Consider the following 23,259-nt stretch of genomic DNA (forward strand, 5'->3'; position numbering starts at 1 on the left):
TAGCAATAGGTTATAAATTGTAAGAGACAAAATAATGATTACTTTAAAATAATACACCCAAAAAATGATAAATATTGTCTGCGAAAAGTTGTACCCGCTACTAAACCCCGATCAAACGTAAGAGGTAACCAACAACTACAGCCATACCAAAACTCAGAAAAGTACCGATGAGTAAGTATTCCGTCTGGTTCTTCTCTTCGGTCTTCCTCAAATCCCCAAATCTGAATATTGATTTCGCTGCCAGCAGAAATCCTATGGCGGCATCCTGCTTCATAAGTATGAAAATAAGGATCAGAAAGCGCTCTATCATTCCTATCCATAAGCCTGCATCTTTAAGGGTCTTTTTCTTATCATCTTCTACCTCCTTTCTCCATTTTTGAGTAGCTATCCCAATAAATATCGAAGCTGGGCGGGACAGAAGAACAAAAGCCGCTATAACATACAATCTTTTAGGTTCGGAGATAAAAGCGATTATATCAAGTTCAAGATCTTTTACCAAAAACCATCGCCAAACGCATATGATGACAATAACGTGAAGAGCCTGGTCTATAATGAACCACAGGGTATTGCGGCCATGCTGATAAGACTTTAGTAAATCGATCAGCAGATGTGACGTGAATATGATAAGCGCAACATGCCACTGACTGATGTCCCATAGCACAAGCCAAGCCAGCACAGCATGGATAAGTGCATGCAGGTATAATTTCACCGACCTCAAATGGAGCTTATTACGGTCCTTAACCCACGACCTGGGTTGAAGAAAGAAATCTCCAAGCAGATGGGCAATCAGTAATCTGAGTAGAATTCCTGCAGACGCTATCATTTGAGTTTTTTGGTAATAAGTTTTTGAAATCGGTTTAAAGCAGCCACCACCGCATCTATATTTGCGGAGGCCAGTCTTTTATGCACAGCGGGCTGGGAGATTTTCAGCTTGGCAGAAAGCTCCTGTTGTGTGACCTCATCCTGAAGATAAAGGCAGGTTGCCTCTGCCATGGCCGAAGACCATCTCCCGATGATGGCATCCAAAAGTTTGCATACTACCTCCAGCTCATCATTGACGTCTTCCCAAGGTGTACGAATAGCTAATTCTGAACCTGCCTGCTTCATGGTATCCAGTAGCTGGCCTGAATACTGAAATGCTTCTCCGTCAGATTCCACCACTTTGTCTCCTTTATAACTCACTGCTCCTATGCCTATGCTCATTCGGGCATCCGGGAGCGTCTGCAAAGGCTTTGCATCATGAGGATCAGTATAATTCCAGGCACGCAGCCTTGCCCTGATGAGTATAGCTGCCAACAGGGCCTTTTCCGGATTTTCTATAATACCCTGAAAACTATCACCCCGGTAGATTTCCAAAGAACCGCGCCTTTTGAGTACTTTATGCTCTACAATGTAAAAAGACTCCTTAAGCACCTCATTTAATTGGGCACGTTCTTCTATTTTCTTTGACGCTATGATATCTCCGGTTAATACAGCTACCATCAGTATTAAAAGTTATTAATCTAAAGATAGCATTTTATTATAACTTCACAAGGTTATATATTAGAAATATAACCTCTGAAGGTTATTTATACTTTAACGAAGTTTTTTAATAACCCCTACAGGTTATAATCAATTGAAATAACTTTAAAAGGATATTAATGATCAGAAATAACCATTAACCAATACTAGCCAAAATAAATGACTATTAATAATAGTCTTACGAAGACTTTCAGAAGCAACCATGCTGCTACATTGCTTATAAAAAACACACCCGACAACAGAATTGGCAGAAATCAGACTGCTTTTAAAACAACAAAACCCATCCGGGGCCGGGTGGGTTTTGTCTTCTGTTTTTTAAAATGGCCTATTCTGCCATTTCCATTTCTTTTGCCTGCAGAAATCTCTCAGCATCCAGAGCACCCATACAGCCAGTACCTGCTGCGGTCACAGCCTGCCTGTAGATTTTATCGGCGGCATCTCCGGTAGCAAAAACACCTTCTATATTTGTTTTTGAAGTTCCCGGTTGTACTTTAAGATACCCCACTTCGTCCATATCCAGCACACCTTTGAAAATATCAGTGTTAGGCTTATGACCAATGGCCACAAAAAAGCCCTGTACATCAAGCTCTCTGGTTTCTCCTGTTTGGTTATTTAGAACCCTAACTCCTGTTACTTCCTCGTCATTTCCAAGAACTTCTTCAGTCTCTGTGTTCCAAAGGATTTCAATATTTTTGGTATTTTTCACCCTATTTTGCATTATCTGGGACGCTCGTAGTTCATCTCTCCTGACCAGCAAATATACTTTAGGACAAAGGTTCGCCAGGTAAGTAGCCTCCTCAGCTGCTGTATCTCCACCACCTACTACGGCTACACTCTTACCTTTATAGAAGAATCCGTCACAAACCGCACAGGCAGAAACACCTTTATTATAATATTTTTCTTCAGAAGGCAGCCCCAGGTACTTTGCACTGGCACCGGTAGAGATAATCACGGCCTCAGCAATAATCTCATATTTATCATCTATAGTCACCTTATGGGGATAACCTGAAAAATCAACCGCTGTAGCCATACCATAACGGATATCCGTACCGAATCTCTCTGCCTGTTTTTGAAAATCCACCATCATCTGAGGTCCATTAATACCTTCCGGGTAACCCGGATAATTTTCCACATCATTGGTAGTGGTCAACTGGCCACCTGGCTGGCCACCTGTAACCATAATTGGGTTCAAACCAGCTCTTGAAGCATAAATGGCAGCAGTATATCCGGCCGGACCGGATCCAATAATCAGTACTTTAGCTTTTTCTTGTGTCATTATAATTAATTCGTTTTTTCCTGTCAACCTAACAAAAGTTATTCTTCCTAAGTTTTAATTCTTTCGAACCATCTCCTTGCCAACCCGGCGCAAAACTAAAAAAAATAGGTCCCACTGTTTATGAGACCTAATTGATTTTGTTTATGTGGTCATAACTATCCTAAATAAGGTTTCAATGCCTTACTCCTGGATGTATGCCTTAGTCTGCGTATTGCTTTTTCTTTTATCTGACGTACTCTCTCCCTTGTAAGGTTAAACTTCTCTCCTATTTCCTCAAGAGTCATAGAATGCTCTCCATTTAACCCGAAGTACAGCGAAATCACATCAGCCTCTCGCTGTGTTAATGTAGATAGTGCACGTTGAACCTCCCTTCTCAGCGAATCATTCATCAACTCCGAATCCGGAGTTTCTTCCAGATCATTTTCAAGAACATCCAAAAGGCTGTTTTCTTCTCCCTGGACAAAAGGTGCATCCATAGACACGTGACGACCGGAAATTTTCATGGTATCCACCACTTCCGCAGTAGTTACTTCAAGCACTTCTGCCAACTCATCAGGCGATGGCTCTCTTTCGTACTTTTGCTCCAGTTCAGAAAACGTTTTAGATATCTTATTTAGAGAACCTACCCTATTAAGGGGTAATCGTACAATTCTTGATTGTTCGGCCAAAGCTTGCAGGATAGACTGTCTGATCCACCAAACTGCATATGAAATAAACTTGAAACCACGTGTTTCGTCAAATCGCTGAGCAGCTTTTATCAAACCCAGATTACCCTCATTGATCAAATCGCCCAACGACAATCCCTGATTCTGATACTGTTTGGCAACAGATACTACGAAACGCAGGTTTGCTTTGGTCAGTTTTTCAAGTGCTAATTGATCTCCTTCTCTTATCCGCTGAGCCAGCTCTACTTCTTCATCTGGTGTTAATAAATCGACTTTACCTATTTCCTGCAGATATTTATCGAGCGACTGACTCTCTCTGTTCGTGATCTGCTTGCTAATCTTAAGCTGTCTCATTCAAGTTATTTATAAATTTCACTATCGACCATTACGCAAACACCAATTTTATAAAATTTAGTTCCAAATGACAAAAGTCAGAGCAGAATTAATTACTGCTCTGCTCCTTTTTTTCAGGTTTCGGTAACAGTACTTTTCTAGATAGTCTAAATTTACCCGTTTTCTTGTCAATTTCAACTAATTTCACCTTTACTTCCTCTCCTACTTCGAGAATACCTTCCATATTCTCCACTCTTTCCCATTTAATTTCGGAGATATGTAACAGGCCATCTTTGCCAGGCATAAACTCGATGAAAGCACCGAAAGGCATGATTGACTTAACTTTACCATCATAAACCTGCCCTACTTCAGGTACGGCTACGATAGCTTTTATTCTCTTCAATGCCTCGTTCATTGAATTTTTATCAACAGCAAATACGCTTACTACGCCTTTGTTATCAACTTCCTCGATTACGATCGTAGCACCGGTCTCTTTCTGTATCTCCTGGATTACCTTTCCTCCAGGCCCGATAACTGCTCCGATCATTTCTCTTTCGATAGTGAGCACTTCTGAACGAGGTGCACTAGGCTTAAGATCCGGATTAGGCTGAGCGATGGTTTTCTTCATTTCGTTGAGAATATGAAGTCTGCCTTCTTTAGCCTGCTCCAAAGCCTGCTTTAAAACGTCATAAGAAAGGCCATCTACTTTAATATCCATTTGAGTAGCCGTAATACCTTTCTCTGTACCTGTAACCTTAAAGTCCATATCTCCGAGGTGATCCTCATCGCCCAGGATATCTGAAAGTATGGCAAATTTACCAGATTTACTATCTGAGATCATACCCATGGCAATACCTGATACAGGTGCCGAAATCTGAATACCGGCATCCATCAGTGCCAGTGAGCCTGCACATACCGTAGCCATTGAAGATGACCCGTTGGACTCAAGGATATCAGAAACCACACGAATGGTATAAGGATTTTCAGTTGGCAACACTTCTTTAAGTGCTCTCCACGCAAGGTTACCGTGGCCTACTTCTCGTCTGCCCGGACCTCTGTTAGGTCTTACTTCACCCGTTGAAAAAGCGGGAAAGTTATAATGAAGCATAAATTTGTTAGACCCCTCGAACATAGCGCCGTCGATCATCTGCTCATCCATTTTTGTGCCCAGAGTAACAGTGGTGAGCGATTGGGTCTCACCTCTGGTAAATACAGCAGATCCGTGGGTAGATGGCAGATAGTTAACCTCAGACCATATAGGTCTTACTTCGTTAAGCTTCCTTCCGTCAAGTCGTTGTTTCTCGTCTAATACCAGGTTTCGGCTTGCTTCTTTTTGTATAGACTTGAAATATCTTGCAAACATGAACTCATCAAGTTCATACTCTTCCGGCAGGCTTTCGAGAAAGTCTTCCTTCAGTTTTTTGAATCCTTCAGAGCGTTCGTGTTTAGAGCCTTGTCCTTTAGCTAATGCATAAGCTTTATCATAAAGCTCCGCCTGCATTTTTGCTTTCAGCTCTTCGTCGTTATTTTCGTGGCTGTATTCCCTCTTTTCAGTCTTTCCGGCTTCTTCCATAAGCTCAAGCTGAGCCTGGCACTGTACCTTTATAGCCTCATGAGCTACTTTAATAGCCTCAAGCATGTCATCCTCAGAAACCTCCTTCATCTCACCTTCCACCATAAGAATGTTATCCATGGTAGCAGCTACGATCAGGTCAAGATCAGCTTCCTTGTTTTGCGACAAAGTAGGGTTAACGATGTACTCTCCGTTTATTCTTGAAACCCTGACTTCGGAAATTGGTCCGTTGAAAGGAATATCGGAAACAGCAAGGGCAGCTGATGCGGCAAGGGCAGCGAGAGCATCGGGTAATGCTTCTTCATCCCCTGAAATAAGTGAGATAGCAATTTGCGTTTCAGCGTGATAATCATCGTTGAACATCGGACGAATGGCCCTGTCAACTAATCTGCTGATCAAAATTTCGTAATCAGAAAGGCGGCCTTCCCTTTTCAGAAAACCACCTGGTATTTTCCCAGATGAAGCGAATTTCTCCTGATAATCTACCGACAAAGGCAGAAAATCAACTCCTTCTTTAACTTCAGTACTTGATACTACAGTGGCTAGCAGCATGGTGTTACCCATTCTGACTACTACAGAACCGTCGGCTTGTTTGGCCAGTTTACCGGTTTCTATAGTGATGGTTCTCCCATCAGGTAAATTTATAGTTTTGTTAATAACGTTAAGTTGCATATTATCTTTTTGTTTATAAAATATTGGTTAGGTGGGATCGCTTGTTAAAGGAAAAACACCTTCCGGGATAAAGGCAGAAAAGGGAATCCGAGGATTCCCTTTTATATTTATTTTCTTAAATTCAATTCTGCGAGAATTGCCCTATATCTTTCGATATCAGTTTTGTGCAAGAAGTTCAATAGTTTTCTCCTCTTACCCACAAGCTTCAATAAGCCTTGCTGAGTGGAGTAGTCCTTCTTGTTTTTCTTCATATGTTCGGTAAGATGATTGATCCTGTAGGTAAAAAGTGCAATTTGAGACTCAGGAGAACCTGTATCTGCCTTTGACTTTAACCGACCATGATTCTCGAACAACTCTTGTTTCTTCTCTGTTGGTAAATACATGCTTAGTTAAAATTTGTTAGTGTAATAATTAAATAAAGCGCAAAGGTATCAAGCCACTACGTAATTACCAAATATTACTGACCATCTCCCTTTGTTTTTTTTCGTCTGCCAAACCACGTTTTGAACTTATCAATCATCACGCTATAAAAATCTGATTCAAACAGTCTGGCGTCGTTCCTGGCCTGTCTCAAGAAAATAAGCCCTATAGGCAATAACAGTGCATTGGCAGCCCACATTCCAACAAAAGGCTCTATCATATCCTGCTTGGCCCACTTCTCTCCCATCATGCTGATTACATAGAAAATAATAAAGAAAATGATAGAGACCAGCACAGGAATACCCAATCCTCCCCTTTTAATAATAGCGCCAAGCGGGGCGCCTATCAGAAACATGATAATACACGCCAGCGAATTGGAAAGTATTTTATGCCATTGCACATCAAACGTATCCTGCTCATAGATAAGGCGCTCTATACGTTGATTACTGGTTTGCAGCTTGCTTTTGGTCTGCCTCACCATATTTAAAGCGCTCTGAAGCTCCCGCTCCTTATCCTTATCATCATCCCTGGTCATCAGTTCGTGAACGATATCCGCCTTAGTTTTTACTTTTACGGTATCTTTTTTCGTTTCGGACTGTCCGTCTTTCTCAACCGGCCCCGATTCCAAACCGCTCTCCGACAGCCTGATGCTTTCCGGGTCAATTTCTATTGTTTTTTTATCAATCGCGGCTTTCTCATTAAGTTTATCCCGGTCGCTAAGCATGCGCTTCTTAAGCCGCTCCTGGGTTTCGGCATTGGAGATGGCCTCCTGAATGTTTTTTGGCTTGGGGCCCGATTTATCATCTGCTTTATCGTTCTTCCCTACCACTATTTTTTTTGGTTTTACCGCCGGTTTAGGTATCTGTTTCTTATCCGCGCCTTTAGCTTTAGGCTTTGGCTTGTCATCTGTCTTCCCCGAAACAAGCCTGTCCTGATGGGCTTTTATTTCTTTCTGATCTGTTGTAACCGGCTTGTCTTGTTTTTTCTCTTTCTTTTCTGCGTAGGCTGTTGCCTGCTGTATACTGTCTTCCTTTGCTTTTTTCACCAGTTCCAAGCGTTCTTTAGCGATGTTCAGGCTGTCATTATAGTGCTTAAATTCTTTCAATTCCCGGGGCATCTGTATACTATCCTCACGCAGGTGATAATAAAATGCATAAGGCACCTCTGCATATATCTGCAACCTCTTCTCCATAATATCATGCCCAACGGAGTCTACATCATGCTTAAGCTGGGAAAGGTTGCGCATGATCCTGTTTCCCTTAAAAAGATCCTTGTCTGTTCGGTCAAGTCCAAAAGATGACAGGTCAAGCACAAACTCACTCTTGGCAAACTGGGCGCGTCTGAAGGTCTCTTTTTTATTGGTGGTTGATTTGGAAGTGCCTGAGCCCTCCTCGTAGGAGTGACCACGGAAAAGCACCAGTTTCAGATACCGGTCATTATTTATAGTGTACATGGCTCCGGAATCTGCCAGTGTTACGTTTTTATTACCGTTCTGATTGCGATGATCGTAAATGATGACATCTTCTATAGTATGCCCGTCATCATGTTTTTTATTGACTTTAATGCTGAAATCAGGAATACCATTGTAGAAAGTACCTTCCTTAAGGTCCAGGGCAGGCTTTTTCTGTTTGATATCATAGAGCAGACTGTAGGCCTCAAGGGCAGCCTTGGGCACAAAATAGTTGTTGGAGTAATATGCCAGTACTGTTAGTCCTATTACAAAAACAAAGATTGGAAGAAGCGCTCGGAGCAACGAGATACCGGCACTTTTAATAGCGGTAAGTTCAAAATGTTCACCCAGGTTCCCGAATGTCATCAGGGAAGATAGCAATACTGCCAAGGGTATGGCGATGGGGGTCATAAAAACCGCAAAATAGAAAAATAGCTGCGCGAGCACGTCCCATCCGAGATCTTTCCCAACGATGTCATCAAAGTACTTAAGCATATGCTGCGTAAGCAATATAAACACCACTACGAGGAACGTAAGGAAAAACGGGCCTAAAAAGGAGGATAAAATTAATTTGTCAATCTTCTTCATCACACTACGCGCATCAAAAAAGAAGCCAAAAATACGGAATACTGATCAGAATAATTTAACCTCCCACGGTTTCTTTTAAATTATCAATCAGACTATGCCAAAGATCGTAAAGTTCTTCGTTATCATCCATGTCGGAATAATCAGTAATCCTGATAAAAACACTTTGTGTTAGCTCGTTCATTTCTAACCTTAACTCAAAGTAAGCGGGGTCATCGCTTTCATCGTCAGTCTCCGGCAGGAATTCAAATTTAACATAGTGGTTTGTACGGTGAGATACCATGCGGGCTCTATGATCCTCTTCATCCCAAATAAAATTATAGACTTTGTCCTCATCAACCGTTACATCATCAGCCAACCATTGTGCGAGGCCACTGGCAGTACTCAAATAGGGATATAACATCTTTGTTGACGCATTGATTTCAAAGTCCGTTGTAAACAAATGCCTACTCATATACAGCGCTTTAAGATTGTTTTAAGATATGCCATTTTTATCAGATGACCAATTTAAATAAAAAATTAAAAAGTTCTTGGTAATTAAAAATCATTATTAGTAAGTTTGCGCTCCATTTGAGAGGCAGTTAAACGATTTATTTTCTCAGTATATAGAAACCGGGAAGCTAAAATTTAAACTGACGATTGCACAAGGCGAGGTAGCTCAGTTGGTTAGAGCGCAGGATTCATAACCCTGAGGTCACGGGTTCAACTCCCGTTCTCGCTACTATTCAAAAGCCGATCAATTTGATCGGCTTTTTGCATTTATAGGGTCAAGACTGAAAGTGCGACGGAAAAGTGGCCGATTTGCTAACTGCCTTTACCAATTGCCTTTTACAGGATCCAGCCGAATTTCTTGGGAGACACTAACTTTTCACCTCTTTGTCGACAAGATGGCCAAGTATTCACCAACTTTAATAGTGAATGTGAGAAAGCAATTAAGTGGTCAGAAGAGATGGTTTCAGAATGGCTTAAAACAGGAATGTTTGAAGATGATGAAGACAAGGATAACAAGGTCAATCAGTTAGTTTCTGAGCTATCACTCTCCCAATAAATTGAGCTGATCGATCAGCTTCAGAAATTCATCACGTTTGTTCTTGCTCAGTATGGCAGTTTGATCTTTTAATTTGATCATATTGCCATCAATGCTATCAATATGGTCAATGTTCACAATATGTGATCGATGGACTCGGAAAAAATTAGCTGGGAGCATTTGAATTAGCTTACTCATTGATTGCAGTGACATGATTTTACGTCCATCCTCTGTGATAATTTTCACGTAAGGCCCATCCCCATTTATGACTACTATTTCATCAAATACAACCTTTACGATCTTGTTATCCGCTTTGATAAATAGTTTATCGGTTTGTTGAAGAGCGGTTGACTTTGGGAGATTACCTGCTTTGCGATCTTTTGAGGAGATGACTTTTGCAACAGCCTTATAAAATCGGTCGAAATCTATAGGCTTTAATAAATAGTCTACCACATCCAATTCATAGCTCTGGACAGCATATTCAGAATAGGCCGTAGTGAGAATGGTTGCAGGCTTATTGGGTAAGATCTTTAGAAAATCAAGTCCTGTCAGGTCAGGCATTTGGATATCCAAAAACAGGATATCAATGTTATCATTTTTGATGTGATTGAGCGCTTGCAGTGCAGAACTACAAGCAGCTGCCAATTCCAGCTCCGGAACTTTACTCACATAATCCGAAAGTATTTTTCGGGCTATATTTTCATCGTCGACTATGAGACACTTCATTTTCATAATGCCATCTTTAGGTTCAGCTGATACATATGATTTTCTTTCTTTATGTCAATTTTATGTTTTCCGGGGTAATTGGCCTCAAGTAATTTTAACGAGTTCGTAAGCCCGATCCCTGTACGATGCATTTGAGTTTCCTCTATGTCTTCTTTGATGGTATTTTCTGTTCGAAAATTAAGTTCATAATCCTCTACTTCCAGACTGATTTTGATCCAACCCTGAGGGTTGCTTTCCAGATCGGAGTGTTTAAAACAGTTTTCAATAAAATTAATGAGGATCATCGGCGCAATTCTAAGACCGTTGGTAATACCGGCATGGTAGAAATCTATATTCAATGGATCTTCATGTTTAAGCAGTTGAATGCTTAGATAGTGTTCGATCAACTCCTTTTCTTTCAATAAAGACACTTTCTCCTGATCACAGTCATACAGTAAATAGCGCAGTAGCTTGGATAGTTTTGAAATCATTTCAGCCGCTCGTTCATCCCTCAGATAGGCGAGCCCGTAAATATTGTTGAGCGTATTAAAAAGGAAGTGTGGACTGATCTGGCTTTTTAACAGTTTTAATTCAGCCTCAACTCTTTGAGCTTTGTGCTCAATTTTTTGAACCGCATTGAGATAATATATACGTGCCAACCGAATACTTGCCATGTAAATAATCCCCAGAAAAACCATCAATACCCACAAAACTATCCTGACTGACTTAGGAGCGTACTGTGCTCTTAACATAGTCAAACCAAGTACTTCAGCCATTAGGGTATGCGCATAAATTCCAATGACAAAAAGGAGAATGTTGACTCCAATTAACAAACCGATTTTTCGATCTATTTTTCCTTCTCTTGCCAGGTATGCCGGAAATAGTTTATATCCAAAGAGCCAAATAATAAGGGTGCCAAAAAAGACATAAGTGACCAGATAGTACACGGTATCGGCCACCGTTCGCTGATAGGTTAATACCAAACTTATAGCGATGTGCATACTGAACCACAGGAGGTAAGGACCCACTTTAAGGAAACGTTCTGTCTTCGATAGTGCCTGACTCATCATTGCAATAATATACTCAGATTTTATTGAATCTTTATAAAATGAATGGAATGATCATTTTATCGCATGAATCATTCATTTTGATAATTGAAAAGCTTTGTTCATCATATTGGGCACTTGGTTTACTTATATGGGAGGCTCATTAATTTTTTTTCATGCTGGTTGATGTCCAAAATAATTTTGGCCCGAAATCAAAATACAAAAGCATGAAAAAAATCAGTAAGTTATTCGCCATGATCTTATGTGTCATATCAACTAACCTTTCGGCACAGGATAAACAGGATGAAATCATTGGGGTTTGGAATACGCGTGATGCACAAATAGAGATCTACAAAGCAGATGATAAGTATATAGGAGTACCTATTGACTCGAAGGGTGAAAGATACCCCGAACGGAAAATCCTTCATCTTGAGCATAAGAACGATAAGTGGGTAGGAAAAATATACTCCAGAGAACGAAACCGGTCGCTGGATGTAATATGTGAGGTGGAAGACAACAAACTTCTCCTTGAAGTGAGTGCTGGTCGTATATCCCGAAATCTTGAATGGACAAGAGCCAACTAATTGTATAACACTGCATATCATATCCATGAAGTTTACAATAAATCTTGTCCTGCTCTTTAGCATGGCTGGTGCACACGCACAAACACTTAAGATTGGTGTGATCACTGATTTTGAACAGTCTCCTACCCTGTCAATTATTATCGATCAGATGATTCACGAGATTGATCAGACCACCGGGGTATCTCGGAAAACTAGTTTGGAAGCGACTTTCTTTGGCATTTTTGATATTGAATCTGCTCAAACATCTTATCGCCAATTGGATGGTAAGACCGATCTCATCATTGCTGTAGGAAGCATCAGCGCAAAAGGGCTGTCGTTAATGAGTGACCTGCCAGTTCCTGTAATTGCACTGGGAATTATCGATCCTGGGTTGCAGGATCTCCCCTATATAAACGGCACCTCGGGAAAACGAAACTTCACTTACATTTGGCAGACACGGAATCTGGAAAAAGAATTGGAAGCTTTTTATAAGATCCATGATTTCAAAAGTGTGGTAGTATTTGCAGATGAGAAAGCCGCATCAACAGTCAACAAACAAAAGGCCAGGAACCTTATCGATTCTCTTTCTGAAAAGTTAAATACAGAGCTATCCATTATTCCAGTTGGTTCTGATTTGGAGCAAGTGGTTGACCAAATACCCGCAAACACAGATGCCGCCTATTTTACGGTGCTGCTTAGCCAACCCGAATCGCAGATCCAACTACTGATCAATCAACTCAATCAACGGAAAATTGCCACATTTTCTGGTAACTCCAGGCTAATGGACAATGGCGTACTTGGTACAATGACTAATGAAAATGATCTGCAGCAGGTGATTCGAAAACTAGCCATCATGACTGATGGAATTGTATCCGGATCGGAGCTTTCGTTCATGCCTGTGACACTTGATACCAGGGAAAGCCTGTATGTCAATATTGCTACCGCACGAAAAATACAGCTCCCGATTCCTTTTGAAGTGCTTTTTACCGCTACCATTATTGGGGATGATGAATCAGCCATCGAAACCTATTCATTTGAAGAAGTTGCCGAAAAAGCTTTGGCAGCAAACCTCAACATTCAAATCAGCTACCGGGATGTGGAGATTAGTAAGGTGCGAGTAAAGTCTGCCAGGTCAAACGTATTGCCCAGTATTGAATCAGGGCTTACTGCCTCGCAGATTAATGAAAAGCGGGCCAACGCAGCATTCAATACTCCGGAGCAGTCTTTAACTGCAGGTCTCACCCTTACTCAGGTAATCTATTCGGAACAAGCCATAGCTGCCATTAAGATTGCCAGGTACCTGCAACAAGCACAGGAGTACAACACGGAGGCCGAAGTTTTGAGGGTTTTATTTGATACTTATACGGCTTATTCAAATGTGTTGTCTGCCAAGACAAACGTACTGATACAGCGGGAAAACCTTTTGAACACACGGAAGAATAAGGAACTGGCGGCTATTCGTGTAGACCTTGGAGCTTCGAACAACACGGACCTTTACCGATGGGAGTCAGAGCTGGCGATAGCTAATCAGTCCGTGATAGAAGCACAAACCACACTCTTGTCGGCTAAGCTGCAATTGAATACACTGTTGGCTAATAATCTGGATTCAGAATTTGAGGTAGCGGATGTTTCGCTGGAAGATGACCTGTTTAAGGCTTTTAGTCAAGGCCCCATTTCTAAGGTGATAAAAACTCCGGAAAGCTTACGTATTGTTTCAGATTTTTTAGTAGCAGAAAGTCAACGTCAAAACCCCAATAAGAAAGCACTGACAGAAAACATACATGCAGCTAATCGTCAACTCGAACAAAATCAGCGATTGCTTTACACGCCTACGATAGCATTGCAAGCCCAGACCTCCCAGGTATTAGCAAGAGGTGGTGCAGGATCAATCCTCGATGCCCAGGCCATGGCACTTGGTATGACTGAATTACAAGACAATTCCTGGCTTGTCGGGGTATCCCTTTCCCTCCCAATTTTTGATGGGTTCGGCAGGAAGGCTGCTATCCAGCAATCCAAAATCAGACTGGAGCAATTAGACTATTCCCAAACACTTCTGGATCAGAATCTGGAGCTTGGCATTAGGGCGGGTGTACTCAATCTGGTGAGCGCAAGTACCAATATTCGATATAGTCAATCAGCATCTGAAAGTGCCCTTGAAAACTTCGAGTTGGTTCAGGAAAATTACAAACAAGGTCAGGTAACGATTACCCAACTGATAGACGCGCAGCAGACGGCATTGGAAGCTCGGTTGGCGGCTGCTTTTTCCATCTATGAATATATCCAGGCTCATCTTCAATTAGAATTCAGTGCGGGCTCATTCATCATGCTGATGCCCGAAGATCAGCTTCAGGATTTTAATAACCGACTTCAGCAGTACTTAAACAATCAAAATTGATACAAACCATGAAGAATCTATATATAGCGCTTCTTTCGCTTTTCCTGCTTAGTGGATGTGGGAATTCAAGTGAGGAACAACAAGAAGTACTGGTCAAACCCATCAAGTATGGCGTGGTAGAGTCGTTTGGAGGCTTAACTACACGGACTTTTAACGGGATCACCCAGTCCGGTTCGGAAACGAAACTGAGTTTTCGTACGGGAGGGTTAATTACCAGGCTGAACGTGACTGTAGGTCAGCGTATAAAAAAGGGTCAGCTACTGGCCCAATTAGACCAAACAGATGCATTACTTGCCCTGCAGCAGGTGCAGGCAGATGTGGCGAACACACAAATCCAATTGGAAACCGCTTCATCAAGCTTCGAAAGGATCAAGCAACTCTATCAAACCAACAATGCCTCATTGAGTGATTACGAGAAGGCAAGGAGTACATTATCCAATGCGCAAAGTTCTTACGAGATCTCTCTGAAACGTTTAGACCTGCAGCAGTCCCAGGTTGCATATACAACCATTGCCGCGCCAATGTCGGGCATTGTCTCTTCAGTAAATGCGGAGGCCAACGAGGTAGTGAGTCCCGGTAATATTATTCTTACGATGAGTAAGGAAAATGCCAATGATATAGAAGCACAGGCTGGAATACCTGAAAAATATATCAGCCAAGTAAGACAGGGAAGCTCAGCTAAGATCAGGATACCCACGCTATCAGGCGAATTTGACGGCGTCATCACAGAAGTGGGTTACTCTTCGTCTGGCGGCACCTATCCGGTGATTGCCTCTCTGACAAATACGAGGGAAGAGGTAAGACCAGGCATGCCGGTAGAGGTTACGCTCACCTTTGGCGATGAGGAGCAGGAGGAGCAATTGATCGTTCCCGTGAAAGCAGTGGGAAAAGACGAAAGCGGGCAATTTGTTTATGTCCTAAGCCCGGTAAGTGATGAAGTTTATGCAGCAAAAAAAATGAGCGTTGAAATTGGCAGCCTCATGTCAGAAGGATTCATCGTGAGATCAGGCCTGACCCAGAATCAAATCGTTGCAGTAGCAGGCCTCAGAACACTATACGACGGAATGAAAGTCTCACTTTTAACCCAACAATGAGATGAACCTTACTGCTTTTGCGATCAGGAATAATCGCGTTACTTATTTGTTACTGGGGATCATCATCATTCTTGGGATCACGGGATATGCTTCATTACCAAGAGATAGTATGCCTCCTTTTACGGTCAGGATAGCAAGGATTGTCACTATTTTTCCCGGGGCAAGCCCGGAAAGAATGGAGCTTTTGGTGACTGATCCACTTGAAAAAGTCGTGCAGGAAATTCCGGAGGTAGATTATATCGAAAGTGAATCAAGAACAGGGGTTTCTATTATCAAAGTTGCCCTGAAAGAAAGCATTGGCGCGTCGGAGCTCAGACCCATTTGGGACCGCCTAAGAAGGAAAATAGGCCATGTAGAGGTGCCTTCAGGTGTTACCATGGGCCCTGATTTAAAAGATGAGGATTTGGGGATTACCTATGGCATAGCTGTGGGTTTAGAGAATGACGGATATGAACCCAGGGAGTTGGAGAATTATGCGGATCAATTGAGAAATACGCTGATCCGCTTGAGGGATGCAGCTAAAGTAGAACTCTCAGGAGTGACAGAGCGTCGTGTATTTATCGATTACAACGATGCGGAGCTTGCAAGGATCGGACTATCAGCCAGCGAGCTGAAGAATGTCATGTCTGGCACGAATATTATCATCCCGGCAGGCGAGATCAATGTTGGAGATGAGCGTGTCATCCTGGAGCCTTCCGGAAATTTTGAAACGATTGAGGATATTCGGGACATGCTCATTCCGGTCGGGAGTGGTAGGGAAACTGTCTATTTGAAGGACGTGGCAAATGTCTATGAAGATTACATCTCGCCCCGGGAAACGATTGTAAGAATGAATGGACAACCAGCCATTGGCTTACATATTTCATTGAAAGAAGGTGCCAATATCGTACAATTGGGTGAAGAGGTCGACCAGCTTCTTGCCGACTTTAATCCAACCCTTCCTGTTGGTATTTTTGCAAAAAGGATTGCATCGCAGGATAATGCCGTGTCAGACAGTGTGAGCGATTTTGTCTCCAACCTCATTCAAAGTGTGATCATTGTATTGGCCGTTATGTTACTGTTCCTTGGGTTTAGAACGGGGATTGTTGTGGCCAGTCTAATTCCTACAGCCATTGTAATGTCCCTGTTTTTGATGGGGGTCTTTGATATTGGCCTCAACCAGGTTTCACTGGCCGCCTTGATCATGGCATTGGGCATGTTGGTAGACAATGCCATCGTGATGGCTGAATCCATGATGGTGAAAATGGAAAGAGGCGACAAAGCATTGGATGCTGCGATATCTTCGAGCAAGGAGCTTATGGTTCCCTTGCTTACAAGTTCCTTAACAACCTCCGCTGCATTCCTGTCCTTTTTCATTGCCGACTCCATCATGGGAGAGATCATGGGGCCTCTGTTTTCAGTGATCACTATTACGCTGCTCTCCTCATGGCTTATGGCCTTGACGATTGTGCCCATGCTGGCTATTATCTTCATTAAGATCAAGCAGAATGGCACACAGCAAAAGCCTGGTTTCTTTGACAGGCTCAATGGATATTACAGGCAAGTCATCGTTTGGTCATTGACCAGACCTGTGGTGATTTTGTCAGTGGTTTTTGGTTGTCTGGCACTTTCACTGGTAGGTATGGGTAAACTAGATTTTGTATTCATGCCGGACAGTGAGCGTAACCTTGTGACAGTTGATATTGTCTTACCTGCCGGTACAAGTTTGGAAACGACTGATTCGCGAGTTTCGGCCTTAGAACAGTATTTGTCAAACAGCCTGCTTGTCAATAAACGAAGGACTTTTGGTGTTAGAGATTGGTCTTCCTTCATTGGTGAGGGTCCTAAGTCCTACGACCTGGGGTATCAGGCTGACCAAAAACAGACCAACTACGCACACCTGTTGGTCAACACGTCATCTGGTGGTGACAATCAATGGGTCATAGATAAGATCAATTCGTTTGCATTTAACCATCTGCCGGATGCCAAGGTTACGGTTAAGAGACTTGCCAGTGGTGGCGGAGCCAGTGTCCCTGTTCAAATCAGAATTAGCGGACCGGATGCTGAAAAACTCAGCAGAATTGCTTCTGAAACAAAAGCTCAGCTACGAACCATTGCGGGGACAAGTAATGTAGATGATGACTGGGGCCCAAAAATCAAAAAGATTTATGTTGACATCAATCCATCAAAGCTCAGCTACAGCGGATTGACCAACCAGGATGTTGCACTATCCTCCTACACTACTTTATCCGGATATACAGTAGGAGAATACCGTGAAGAAGAGAACAATATCCCCATAGCCATGCGAACAGAAGGTAGCCTTGAGGTAGCCTACGAAGACCTGGAAGGACTAAGTATATACAGTCAACGGACAGGTAAAACTGTACCGATGGCCCAGGTAGCAGACATTAGTGTGGACTGGCAACTGGCTAAAATAATCAGACGAGACCTCAATCGAACGATTACGGTTGAGTCTCAGCTACAGACTGGATATACGGCGGCTGCGGTCACTAGCCAAATACTAAAGTGGCTAAATGAACAGCGTACTGAGTGGGGTGGTGAATATTCGTTTGAACTCGGGGGAGAGTCCGAGGCAAGTAGCAATGCAATGGGCGCGGTAATGGACAAACTTCCAGTTTCATTTTTCATTATCATCCTGCTGCTTGTGATGCAGTTTAACTCAGTTCGAAAAAGCAGTATAGTGTTGCTTGCCGTTCCTTTTGGGATCATTGGTGTGGTGGGTGGACTGCTGATCACCGGTACTAATCTGAGCTTCACAGGATTCCTGGGCATCATTTCGTTATCAGGAATTGTAATTAATAACGCAATCGTACTCATTGACCGGATCCAATTGGAGCTTGATGAGAACAAGAGAACTCCTTACGATGCGATTATGGCTGCAGCGCAGGAACGATTTCGTCCCATATTGCTTACCACCTTTACTACTTCTTTGGGCTTAATCCCTTTGTGGCTGGGCGGTGGTGAAATGTGGGAACCACTCGCCATTGGCATCATCTTCGGATTACTTTTCGCCACGGTGATTACACTGGTATTGGTCCCGGTACTCTATCGATTGTTTTACAAAGTTTCCCTACCAAAATAAGCACTCCTATGCGTTCAAACAAAACACTTTGGAGCACGGTATGTGTGCTCCTACTACTCAGCGGCTCACAGGTTATGTCTCAGGAGATCAAACTTGCCGGTTTCAGTTTTACCAGGTTTCCGGGTGCTGCCGTGAAAGGCTCACCACTAAACCGGGAAATTGAGGTGAATGAATACAATTTCTTTGTCAACTTCCCAAAACGACTTGAAGATGAAAAGACGGTTCTAATCAACGGGCTTCAGTACAAGCTAATAACTCCTTTCGCCGACAATGATGTTACAATCGGAATTGATGGGCAAAATCTTCATTTGGTTTGTTATCGGTTGACCGTATTACGCGCGCTATCGAATAATTGGAGCCTATTTGTTTCGCTGAGCCCTACGCTATCTTCGACATTTAACACAAGGCTCGAAAAGGAGGATTTTCTTTTCAATGGCATTTTACATTTTGTCAAGAAAAAGTCTGATCACTTCTCGTATGGAGGAGGGATTGCCCTCACAGCCAGGTTTGGTAATTCTATCCCTATTCCGACAGTACAATTAACTTACAAATCGGAAAAGGGAAAGCTGCAGGTATTTCTGCCACGTCACATCACATATGATCGTTATTTTGGAAAACTCACCGCAGGATTAAAAGTGGAAGTTGACGGCTCATTATACAATGTTAATTATACAAGAATCAGCCCTCCGGATGAGCTGCAGCCGGTCAATAAAGTAGGATACACCAGGGTCATATTTGGTCCTCATATAAATTATCGCGTAGGAAAGTTCATTCAATTAGAAGCCTCTGGTGGCATGACAGCAGGGCAAAGTGTGGAGCTTCAAAGTGAACTGTTTTCGGATGACAAGTATGATGTTGACAATGGAGCTTTCCTGCGATTTGGAATTTCGATATTACCCCCCTAAAAAAAACAATAACTAACAGACTAATAAAATGAGCATAAACTTTAGGCATCCTAAATTATATACCAACCAGGTATGAATAAAGTTTATCAGAATTCCAGGCATGTAGCCTATTAGAGATAAACATATACACATGAAACATTTGATTCTTACAGCAATTATTGCAATACCCGGCATACTCAATAGTCAGTCATTGAGTGATCTTTACAAAAAGGTAAGTCCGAGTGTGGTAGTCATCCAGACGAAGGAAGAGATTGAGCATTCTGACGGACAGGTAAGCTATATGGGGTCACAAGGATCCGGAGTACTTATTTCAAGTCAGGGAGAAATTCTGACAGCTGCTCATGTGGTAAACAATGCTGAGCATATAACCGTGATCTTTCATGACGGGAAGAAGTTCCCCGCAAAAGTGATACGATTGGCTACTGTAGCTGATGTAGCACTTATCAAACTGGTCTATTTCGACAACCAGTATCCGGTTGCCGAATTGGGAGATTCAGATCTTGCAGATGTAGGGGATGATGTATTTATAATTGGCGCACCTTTTGGACTGGAGCACTCGCTTTCTAAAGGAATAATCAGTGGAAAAAGCATTGAAAAGACGCGAATGGAAGGATTTACTTTTGCCGAATTTTTCCAGACTGATGCAGCCATTAATCATGGGAATTCCGGAGGACCCATGTTCAATAGCAAAGGAGAAGTTATCGGCCTTGTCAGCTACATAGTTAGCGAGTCTGGAGGATTTGACGGAATAGGTTTTGCTGCCACGATCAATGTAACCAAACAATTGGTGGTGGATAGTGATAAGAGAAGGTGGACCGGGATTAATGGAGTCCTTGTAGATAAAGAATTGGCGAAATTATTAAATGTGCCTCAACCAGGCGGCATATTAATTCAAAGTGTGGTGGCATTGTCTCCGGCTTTCATGGCCAATCTAAAAGGTGGAAATGTGCCACTCCGCATAGGTGATCAAGAAATTAATATAGGAGGTGATATTATTTTAGAAGTAAACGATATACCCATTATCTCGGAGGAAAATATCATAACATTTTTCAAATCCACCTACCTCATGGAAAAAGAAGAGCGGAATTCTTTCAAACTAAAGATCTTAAGGGCTGGAAAGGTGCAAGAGGTGATATTACAATTTGCTGAATAGTGGAAGAGTTTTGATCATCATTAGAAGGGTTTCACACTCATAACCCGAAGTTCGCAGGTTCGGGTCCTGCTCCCGCTACTATTAAGAAGGCAATCAGTAATGGTTGCCTTTTTGTATTGATTATCAGGTACTTACAATAATTAAAAAGTTCGAGAAATTATTGTCAAATATTTTAAAAGAGCTATATTCCTTTTCCTTTAAAGTCTATTAATCAGCGGCTTAACGCAAGTTCGATTCCCTGCCACGCATTTAATATTTTTTATTACCATATTCTAAAGAAAAAATGAACATGCAAAACGGAAAGAAAAAACATAATGTAACTCCAGACAGAATAAGGGCAAAAAAGTAATTTTCACATCTAACTGAAGATGAGGCGTTGGAGATGATCCGTCAGATGGAGCGGCTTTCAGAAATTGTGTTAAGGCATGTGCTTTCGGAGATGAGCAGGACTGATGGTCACGATGTTGAAGGAGAAATTTTCAAGTAAGCCTTGCCACTAATCATTCTTTAAGTTGGTTAAACGCTTTTGCTACTGTAGGCGATGCGTCAATGCTTTCATTTAATTTTTAGCGCCACATCCAGGCGATGAGCAACGTTATCCCAGTTAATGATATCCATAACACAATCCACAAATTCGCCTCTGCGGTTGCGATAGGTCAGGTAGTAGGCATGCTCCCATACATCAATTACTAGTAGCGGAATGCACCCCCATTGTGTAAGCTTCTGATGATCGGCACAACCCAGTACGGTAAGACGATCGGTAAATGGCTGGTATGCCAGAATACCCCAGCCACTGGCTTCTACCGATTTGGTTACTTTGCCGAGTAAGGCTTTCAGGTTGTCCAGGGACTTGAAGCTCTTCTCTATATACTTCAGTAAAATTCCTTTCGGCTCCATTTTCCTGTTGGTGAGGTTAGTCCAGAAAATGGAATGTAAAATATGGCTGGAAAAGTGATACGACAGCTTTCTTGTCCAGTGATCTACCATCTCATAGTTGTTCTCCATCATCGCCATATTAATCATTTCCAGATCTTTATTGGCTCCTTTTACGGCACCTCCATGATGAAAAGTATGGTGCAGGTGTAAAGTTTCTTCGTCCATACAGGGTTCAAGGAAGTTATTGGCGTAGGGTAATGGCGCCTGTACGAATTTTCCGTTCTCATCCATGAGTTTATCAATTCCACCCTGCTCCACACTTTGTGCAAGCACACTGGATGTTGGCAGTATAGATGCCCCACCGATGATCACTGAGTTTTGAATGAATTTTCTGCGTTCCATGGGTAAATGTTTTAAAGGTTAGAGAATTAGAAGTTTTACCAGCAGCCCCAGCACCATGCAAAGGCCAATGGTTCTAAGCATATCCAGTTTAAACCCAAAATAAGCTACACAAGCCGCTACTGTAATACCTGCCACCCCTATATCTATTGAGGCCAGGTCCGGAATAAGTAAACGCATACCATAGAATGATCGCTCTTCGATTGTTTTGAAAATCGTATTGAGAGAAAACCAAATGCCGAGATTAAGCACTACACCCACCACCGCTGCAGTTATGGAGGAGAGTGCGGTACTCAGGTTTTTATTATTTCTTAAACTTTCGATATAAGGCGCTCCGAGAAATATAAAAAAGAAACAGGGAATAAAAGTTACCCAAGTCACAAGAAATGAAGCCAATACACCTGCCACCACGGGATCAAGCATGCCGGGATTTCTGAAAGCCCCCATAAAGCCTACGAATTGAACCACCTGGATGAGCGGCCCCGGTGTTGTTTCTGCCATCCCCAGGCCATCAAGCATTTCACCGGGTTGCAACCAGCCAAACGTTTCCACTGCCTTTTGAGAAATGTATGCCAGCACTGAATAAGCCCCTCCAAAGGTGACCACGGCGGCCTGACTGAAAAACAGGCTCTCCTTTGTGAAGATGTTCTCCAATCCCAGGACAGTGGCAAGTAAAATAATTGGAACAAACCATAGTAATAGCCAAAAGATGGCTGTCTTCAAACTTTTGGACAGGGATGGTTTGTCGGTAGTAATAAGTGCATCTATCAGGCCCTCTCCGGAATTGTCAACTGCTTTGTGACCTCTAATAACATAAAACTTTTCCTCACTGATTTTTCCACCGATAAAGCCAATAAGCGCGGCACCAACAACAATAATGGGGAAAGCCACCTCAAAAAAGAAGATAGCAATAAAGGAGAGAATGGCGATGGCAACCATCACCTCATTTTTCAGTGCCTTTTTGCCGATTTTGATCACTGCTCCAACCACAATAGCCAGTACCGCCGGCTTAATACCATAAAATATAGCCTCTACTATAGCCACATCTTTCCAAAGGGCGTAAAGTATGCTCAGCAGCAGAATAGAGAGAAACCCGGGCAATACGAACAGGCCACCTGCAACAATACCACCTCTGCGACCATGTAAAAGCCAGCCAATGTAGGTGGCCAATTGCTGAGCCTCTGGCCCGGGAAGCAGCATGCAATAATTCAAAGCATGCAGGAAACGGTTTTCACCTATCCATTTTTTTTCTTCCACCAGGAACCTGTGCATAACGGCAATCTGACCTGCCGGTCCGCCAAAACTATGTAAAGCGACTTTTATCCACACATTCAAAGCTTCCCGGAAGCTCGGTAGAGTCATCTTGGGAGTGACTGAAGTATTCATGATCAAATATAGCTTAGCAAACGCTTGGATACATCAGTTGCTAATGGAAAATAAAAACTTTAATTGGTGTGCTGACCTTTTATACTTAGGGTGGAAAAACTGATCGGAGAAGCTGAGACGAAAAGGGAAAATG

General features: G+C 42.4%; 18 protein-coding genes and 1 tRNA gene. 7 read left to right on the plus strand and 12 right to left on the minus strand.

The genetic code is table 11. The features are described from left to right. Window positions 1-100: 100 nt before the first annotated feature. The 8 genes from LVD17_RS24395 to LVD17_RS24430 all read right to left on the minus strand — a co-directional run bounded on the left by LVD17_RS24395 (window position 101) and on the right by LVD17_RS24430 (window position 8,949). Window positions 101-823, minus strand: a complete 723-nt coding sequence (locus LVD17_RS24395; RefSeq protein ID WP_233762264.1) for a DUF3307 domain-containing protein — start codon at window positions 821-823, stop codon at window positions 101-103. Continuing rightward, window positions 820-1,482: a SatD family protein gene (locus LVD17_RS24400; protein WP_233762266.1), complete on the minus strand. Its 663-nt coding sequence runs from the start codon at window positions 1,480-1,482 to the stop codon at window positions 820-822. Before LVD17_RS24400 ends, LVD17_RS24395 begins: the two co-directional genes overlap by 4 nt. Before the next feature lie 364 nt (window positions 1,483-1,846). Further along, window positions 1,847-2,797 carry a thioredoxin-disulfide reductase gene (gene trxB, locus LVD17_RS24405; protein WP_233762268.1) on the minus strand — a complete coding sequence of 317 codons (951 nt, stop codon included), beginning with the start codon at window positions 2,795-2,797 and terminating at the stop codon, window positions 1,847-1,849. Window positions 2,798-2,952: 155 nt separating this feature from the next. After that, a complete protein-coding gene (locus LVD17_RS24410; protein WP_202855188.1) occupies window positions 2,953-3,816 on the minus strand; it encodes a sigma-70 family RNA polymerase sigma factor in 864 nt (287 codons plus the stop codon). A gap of 88 nt (window positions 3,817-3,904) precedes the next feature. After that, the gene (gene pnp, locus LVD17_RS24415; protein WP_233762270.1) at window positions 3,905-6,040 is read right to left on the minus strand and encodes a polyribonucleotide nucleotidyltransferase; all 2,136 of its coding nucleotides are present in this window, start codon (window positions 6,038-6,040) and stop codon (window positions 3,905-3,907) included. A 107-nt stretch (window positions 6,041-6,147) separates the two neighbouring features. After that, on the minus strand, window positions 6,148-6,423 hold the full coding sequence (gene rpsO / locus LVD17_RS24420) for a 30S ribosomal protein S15 (RefSeq protein ID WP_233762273.1): 276 nt from the start codon (window positions 6,421-6,423) through the stop codon (window positions 6,148-6,150). Window positions 6,424-6,497: 74 nt separating this feature from the next. After that, window positions 6,498-8,498: an LptF/LptG family permease gene (locus LVD17_RS24425; RefSeq protein WP_233762275.1), complete on the minus strand. Its 2,001-nt coding sequence runs from the start codon at window positions 8,496-8,498 to the stop codon at window positions 6,498-6,500. Between the two features lie 55 nt (window positions 8,499-8,553). Then, window positions 8,554-8,949 (minus strand): START-like domain-containing protein, encoded by a 396-nt coding sequence (locus tag LVD17_RS24430; protein WP_233762276.1) that lies wholly within the window; start codon window positions 8,947-8,949, stop codon window positions 8,554-8,556. A 193-nt stretch (window positions 8,950-9,142) separates the two neighbouring features. Between LVD17_RS24430 and LVD17_RS24435 the strand changes: the two genes are divergently transcribed. Beyond that, window positions 9,143-9,216: transfer RNA gene (locus LVD17_RS24435), tRNA-Met, on the plus strand. Between the two features lie 312 nt (window positions 9,217-9,528). Here LVD17_RS24435 and LVD17_RS24440 read toward each other — a convergent pair. Both LVD17_RS24440 and LVD17_RS24445 read right to left on the minus strand, forming a co-directional pair. Next, window positions 9,529-10,254: a LytR/AlgR family response regulator transcription factor gene (locus tag LVD17_RS24440; protein WP_233762278.1), complete on the minus strand. Its 726-nt coding sequence runs from the start codon at window positions 10,252-10,254 to the stop codon at window positions 9,529-9,531. Further along, window positions 10,251-11,228, minus strand: a complete 978-nt coding sequence (locus LVD17_RS24445; protein ID WP_233762280.1) for a sensor histidine kinase — start codon at window positions 11,226-11,228, stop codon at window positions 10,251-10,253. Before LVD17_RS24445 ends, LVD17_RS24440 begins: the two co-directional genes overlap by 4 nt. 272 nt (window positions 11,229-11,500) lie before the next feature. Between LVD17_RS24445 and LVD17_RS24450 the strand changes: the two genes are divergently transcribed. The 6 genes from LVD17_RS24450 to LVD17_RS24475 all read left to right on the plus strand — a co-directional run bounded on the left by LVD17_RS24450 (window position 11,501) and on the right by LVD17_RS24475 (window position 20,465). After that, window positions 11,501-11,857, plus strand: coding sequence for a DUF2147 domain-containing protein (locus LVD17_RS24450; RefSeq protein WP_233762282.1), 357 nt, complete (start codon window positions 11,501-11,503; stop codon window positions 11,855-11,857). 25 nt (window positions 11,858-11,882) lie between these two features. After that, on the plus strand, window positions 11,883-14,231 hold the full coding sequence (locus tag LVD17_RS24455) for a TolC family protein (protein WP_233762284.1): 2,349 nt from the start codon (window positions 11,883-11,885) through the stop codon (window positions 14,229-14,231). A gap of 8 nt (window positions 14,232-14,239) precedes the next feature. Beyond that, window positions 14,240-15,325, plus strand: a complete 1,086-nt coding sequence (locus LVD17_RS24460; RefSeq protein WP_233762286.1) for an efflux RND transporter periplasmic adaptor subunit — start codon at window positions 14,240-14,242, stop codon at window positions 15,323-15,325. A 1-nt stretch (window position 15,326) separates the two neighbouring features. Next, window positions 15,327-18,407 (plus strand): efflux RND transporter permease subunit, encoded by a 3,081-nt coding sequence (locus LVD17_RS24465; RefSeq protein WP_233762288.1) that lies wholly within the window; start codon window positions 15,327-15,329, stop codon window positions 18,405-18,407. Between the two features lie 8 nt (window positions 18,408-18,415). Next, entirely contained in the window at window positions 18,416-19,312 is an 897-nt protein-coding gene (locus tag LVD17_RS24470; RefSeq protein WP_233762290.1) for a DUF6268 family outer membrane beta-barrel protein, read from the plus strand. Window positions 19,313-19,442: 130 nt separating this feature from the next. After that, on the plus strand, window positions 19,443-20,465 hold the full coding sequence (locus LVD17_RS24475; RefSeq protein WP_233762292.1) for a S1C family serine protease: 1,023 nt from the start codon (window positions 19,443-19,445) through the stop codon (window positions 20,463-20,465). A 555-nt stretch (window positions 20,466-21,020) separates the two neighbouring features. Here LVD17_RS24475 and LVD17_RS24480 read toward each other — a convergent pair. Both LVD17_RS24480 and chrA read right to left on the minus strand, forming a co-directional pair. Further along, window positions 21,021-21,743 (minus strand): superoxide dismutase, encoded by a 723-nt coding sequence (locus tag LVD17_RS24480; RefSeq protein ID WP_233762294.1) that lies wholly within the window; start codon window positions 21,741-21,743, stop codon window positions 21,021-21,023. An 18-nt stretch (window positions 21,744-21,761) separates the two neighbouring features. Continuing rightward, complete coding sequence (gene chrA / locus LVD17_RS24485; protein ID WP_233762296.1) at window positions 21,762-23,126, minus strand: chromate efflux transporter; 1,365 nt, start codon at window positions 23,124-23,126, stop codon at window positions 21,762-21,764. Between the last annotated feature and the right edge of the window lie 133 nt (window positions 23,127-23,259).

Origin of the sequence: Fulvivirga ulvae, assembly GCF_021389975.1 — a bacterium.
In the GTDB taxonomy this organism is placed as follows: Bacteria; Bacteroidota; Bacteroidia; order Cytophagales; family Cyclobacteriaceae; genus Fulvivirga; species Fulvivirga ulvae.

Excerpts from the sequence above, each read along its gene's own strand:
- LVD17_RS24465 (WP_233762288.1), top strand. The coding sequence starts at position 15,327 with ATGAACCTTACTGCTTTTGCGATCAGGAATAATCGCGTTACTTATTTG.
- LVD17_RS24460 (WP_233762286.1), top strand. The coding sequence starts at position 14,240 with ATGAAGAATCTATATATAGCGCTTCTTTCGCTTTTCCTGCTTAGTGGA.
- pnp (WP_233762270.1), bottom strand. The coding sequence starts at position 6,040 with ATGCAACTTAACGTTATTAACAAAACTATAAATTTACCTGATGGGAGA.
- LVD17_RS24445 (WP_233762280.1), bottom strand. The coding sequence starts at position 11,228 with ATGCACATCGCTATAAGTTTGGTATTAACCTATCAGCGAACGGTGGCC.
- LVD17_RS24425 (WP_233762275.1), bottom strand. The coding sequence starts at position 8,498 with ATGAAGAAGATTGACAAATTAATTTTATCCTCCTTTTTAGGCCCGTTT.
- LVD17_RS24475 (WP_233762292.1), top strand. The coding sequence starts at position 19,443 with ATGAAACATTTGATTCTTACAGCAATTATTGCAATACCCGGCATACTC.
- LVD17_RS24395 (WP_233762264.1), bottom strand. The coding sequence starts at position 823 with ATGATAGCGTCTGCAGGAATTCTACTCAGATTACTGATTGCCCATCTG.
- LVD17_RS24430 (WP_233762276.1), bottom strand. The coding sequence starts at position 8,949 with ATGAGTAGGCATTTGTTTACAACGGACTTTGAAATCAATGCGTCAACA.
- chrA (WP_233762296.1), bottom strand. The coding sequence starts at position 23,126 with ATGAATACTTCAGTCACTCCCAAGATGACTCTACCGAGCTTCCGGGAA.
- LVD17_RS24480 (WP_233762294.1), bottom strand. The coding sequence starts at position 21,743 with ATGGAACGCAGAAAATTCATTCAAAACTCAGTGATCATCGGTGGGGCA.
- LVD17_RS24440 (WP_233762278.1), bottom strand. The coding sequence starts at position 10,254 with ATGAAAATGAAGTGTCTCATAGTCGACGATGAAAATATAGCCCGAAAA.
- LVD17_RS24400 (WP_233762266.1), bottom strand. The coding sequence starts at position 1,482 with ATGGTAGCTGTATTAACCGGAGATATCATAGCGTCAAAGAAAATAGAA.
- trxB (WP_233762268.1), bottom strand. The coding sequence starts at position 2,797 with ATGACACAAGAAAAAGCTAAAGTACTGATTATTGGATCCGGTCCGGCC.
- rpsO (WP_233762273.1), bottom strand. The coding sequence starts at position 6,423 with ATGTATTTACCAACAGAGAAGAAACAAGAGTTGTTCGAGAATCATGGT.
- LVD17_RS24450 (WP_233762282.1), top strand. The coding sequence starts at position 11,501 with ATGAAAAAAATCAGTAAGTTATTCGCCATGATCTTATGTGTCATATCA.
- LVD17_RS24470 (WP_233762290.1), top strand. The coding sequence starts at position 18,416 with ATGCGTTCAAACAAAACACTTTGGAGCACGGTATGTGTGCTCCTACTA.
- LVD17_RS24455 (WP_233762284.1), top strand. The coding sequence starts at position 11,883 with ATGAAGTTTACAATAAATCTTGTCCTGCTCTTTAGCATGGCTGGTGCA.
- LVD17_RS24410 (WP_202855188.1), bottom strand. The coding sequence starts at position 3,816 with ATGAGACAGCTTAAGATTAGCAAGCAGATCACGAACAGAGAGAGTCAG.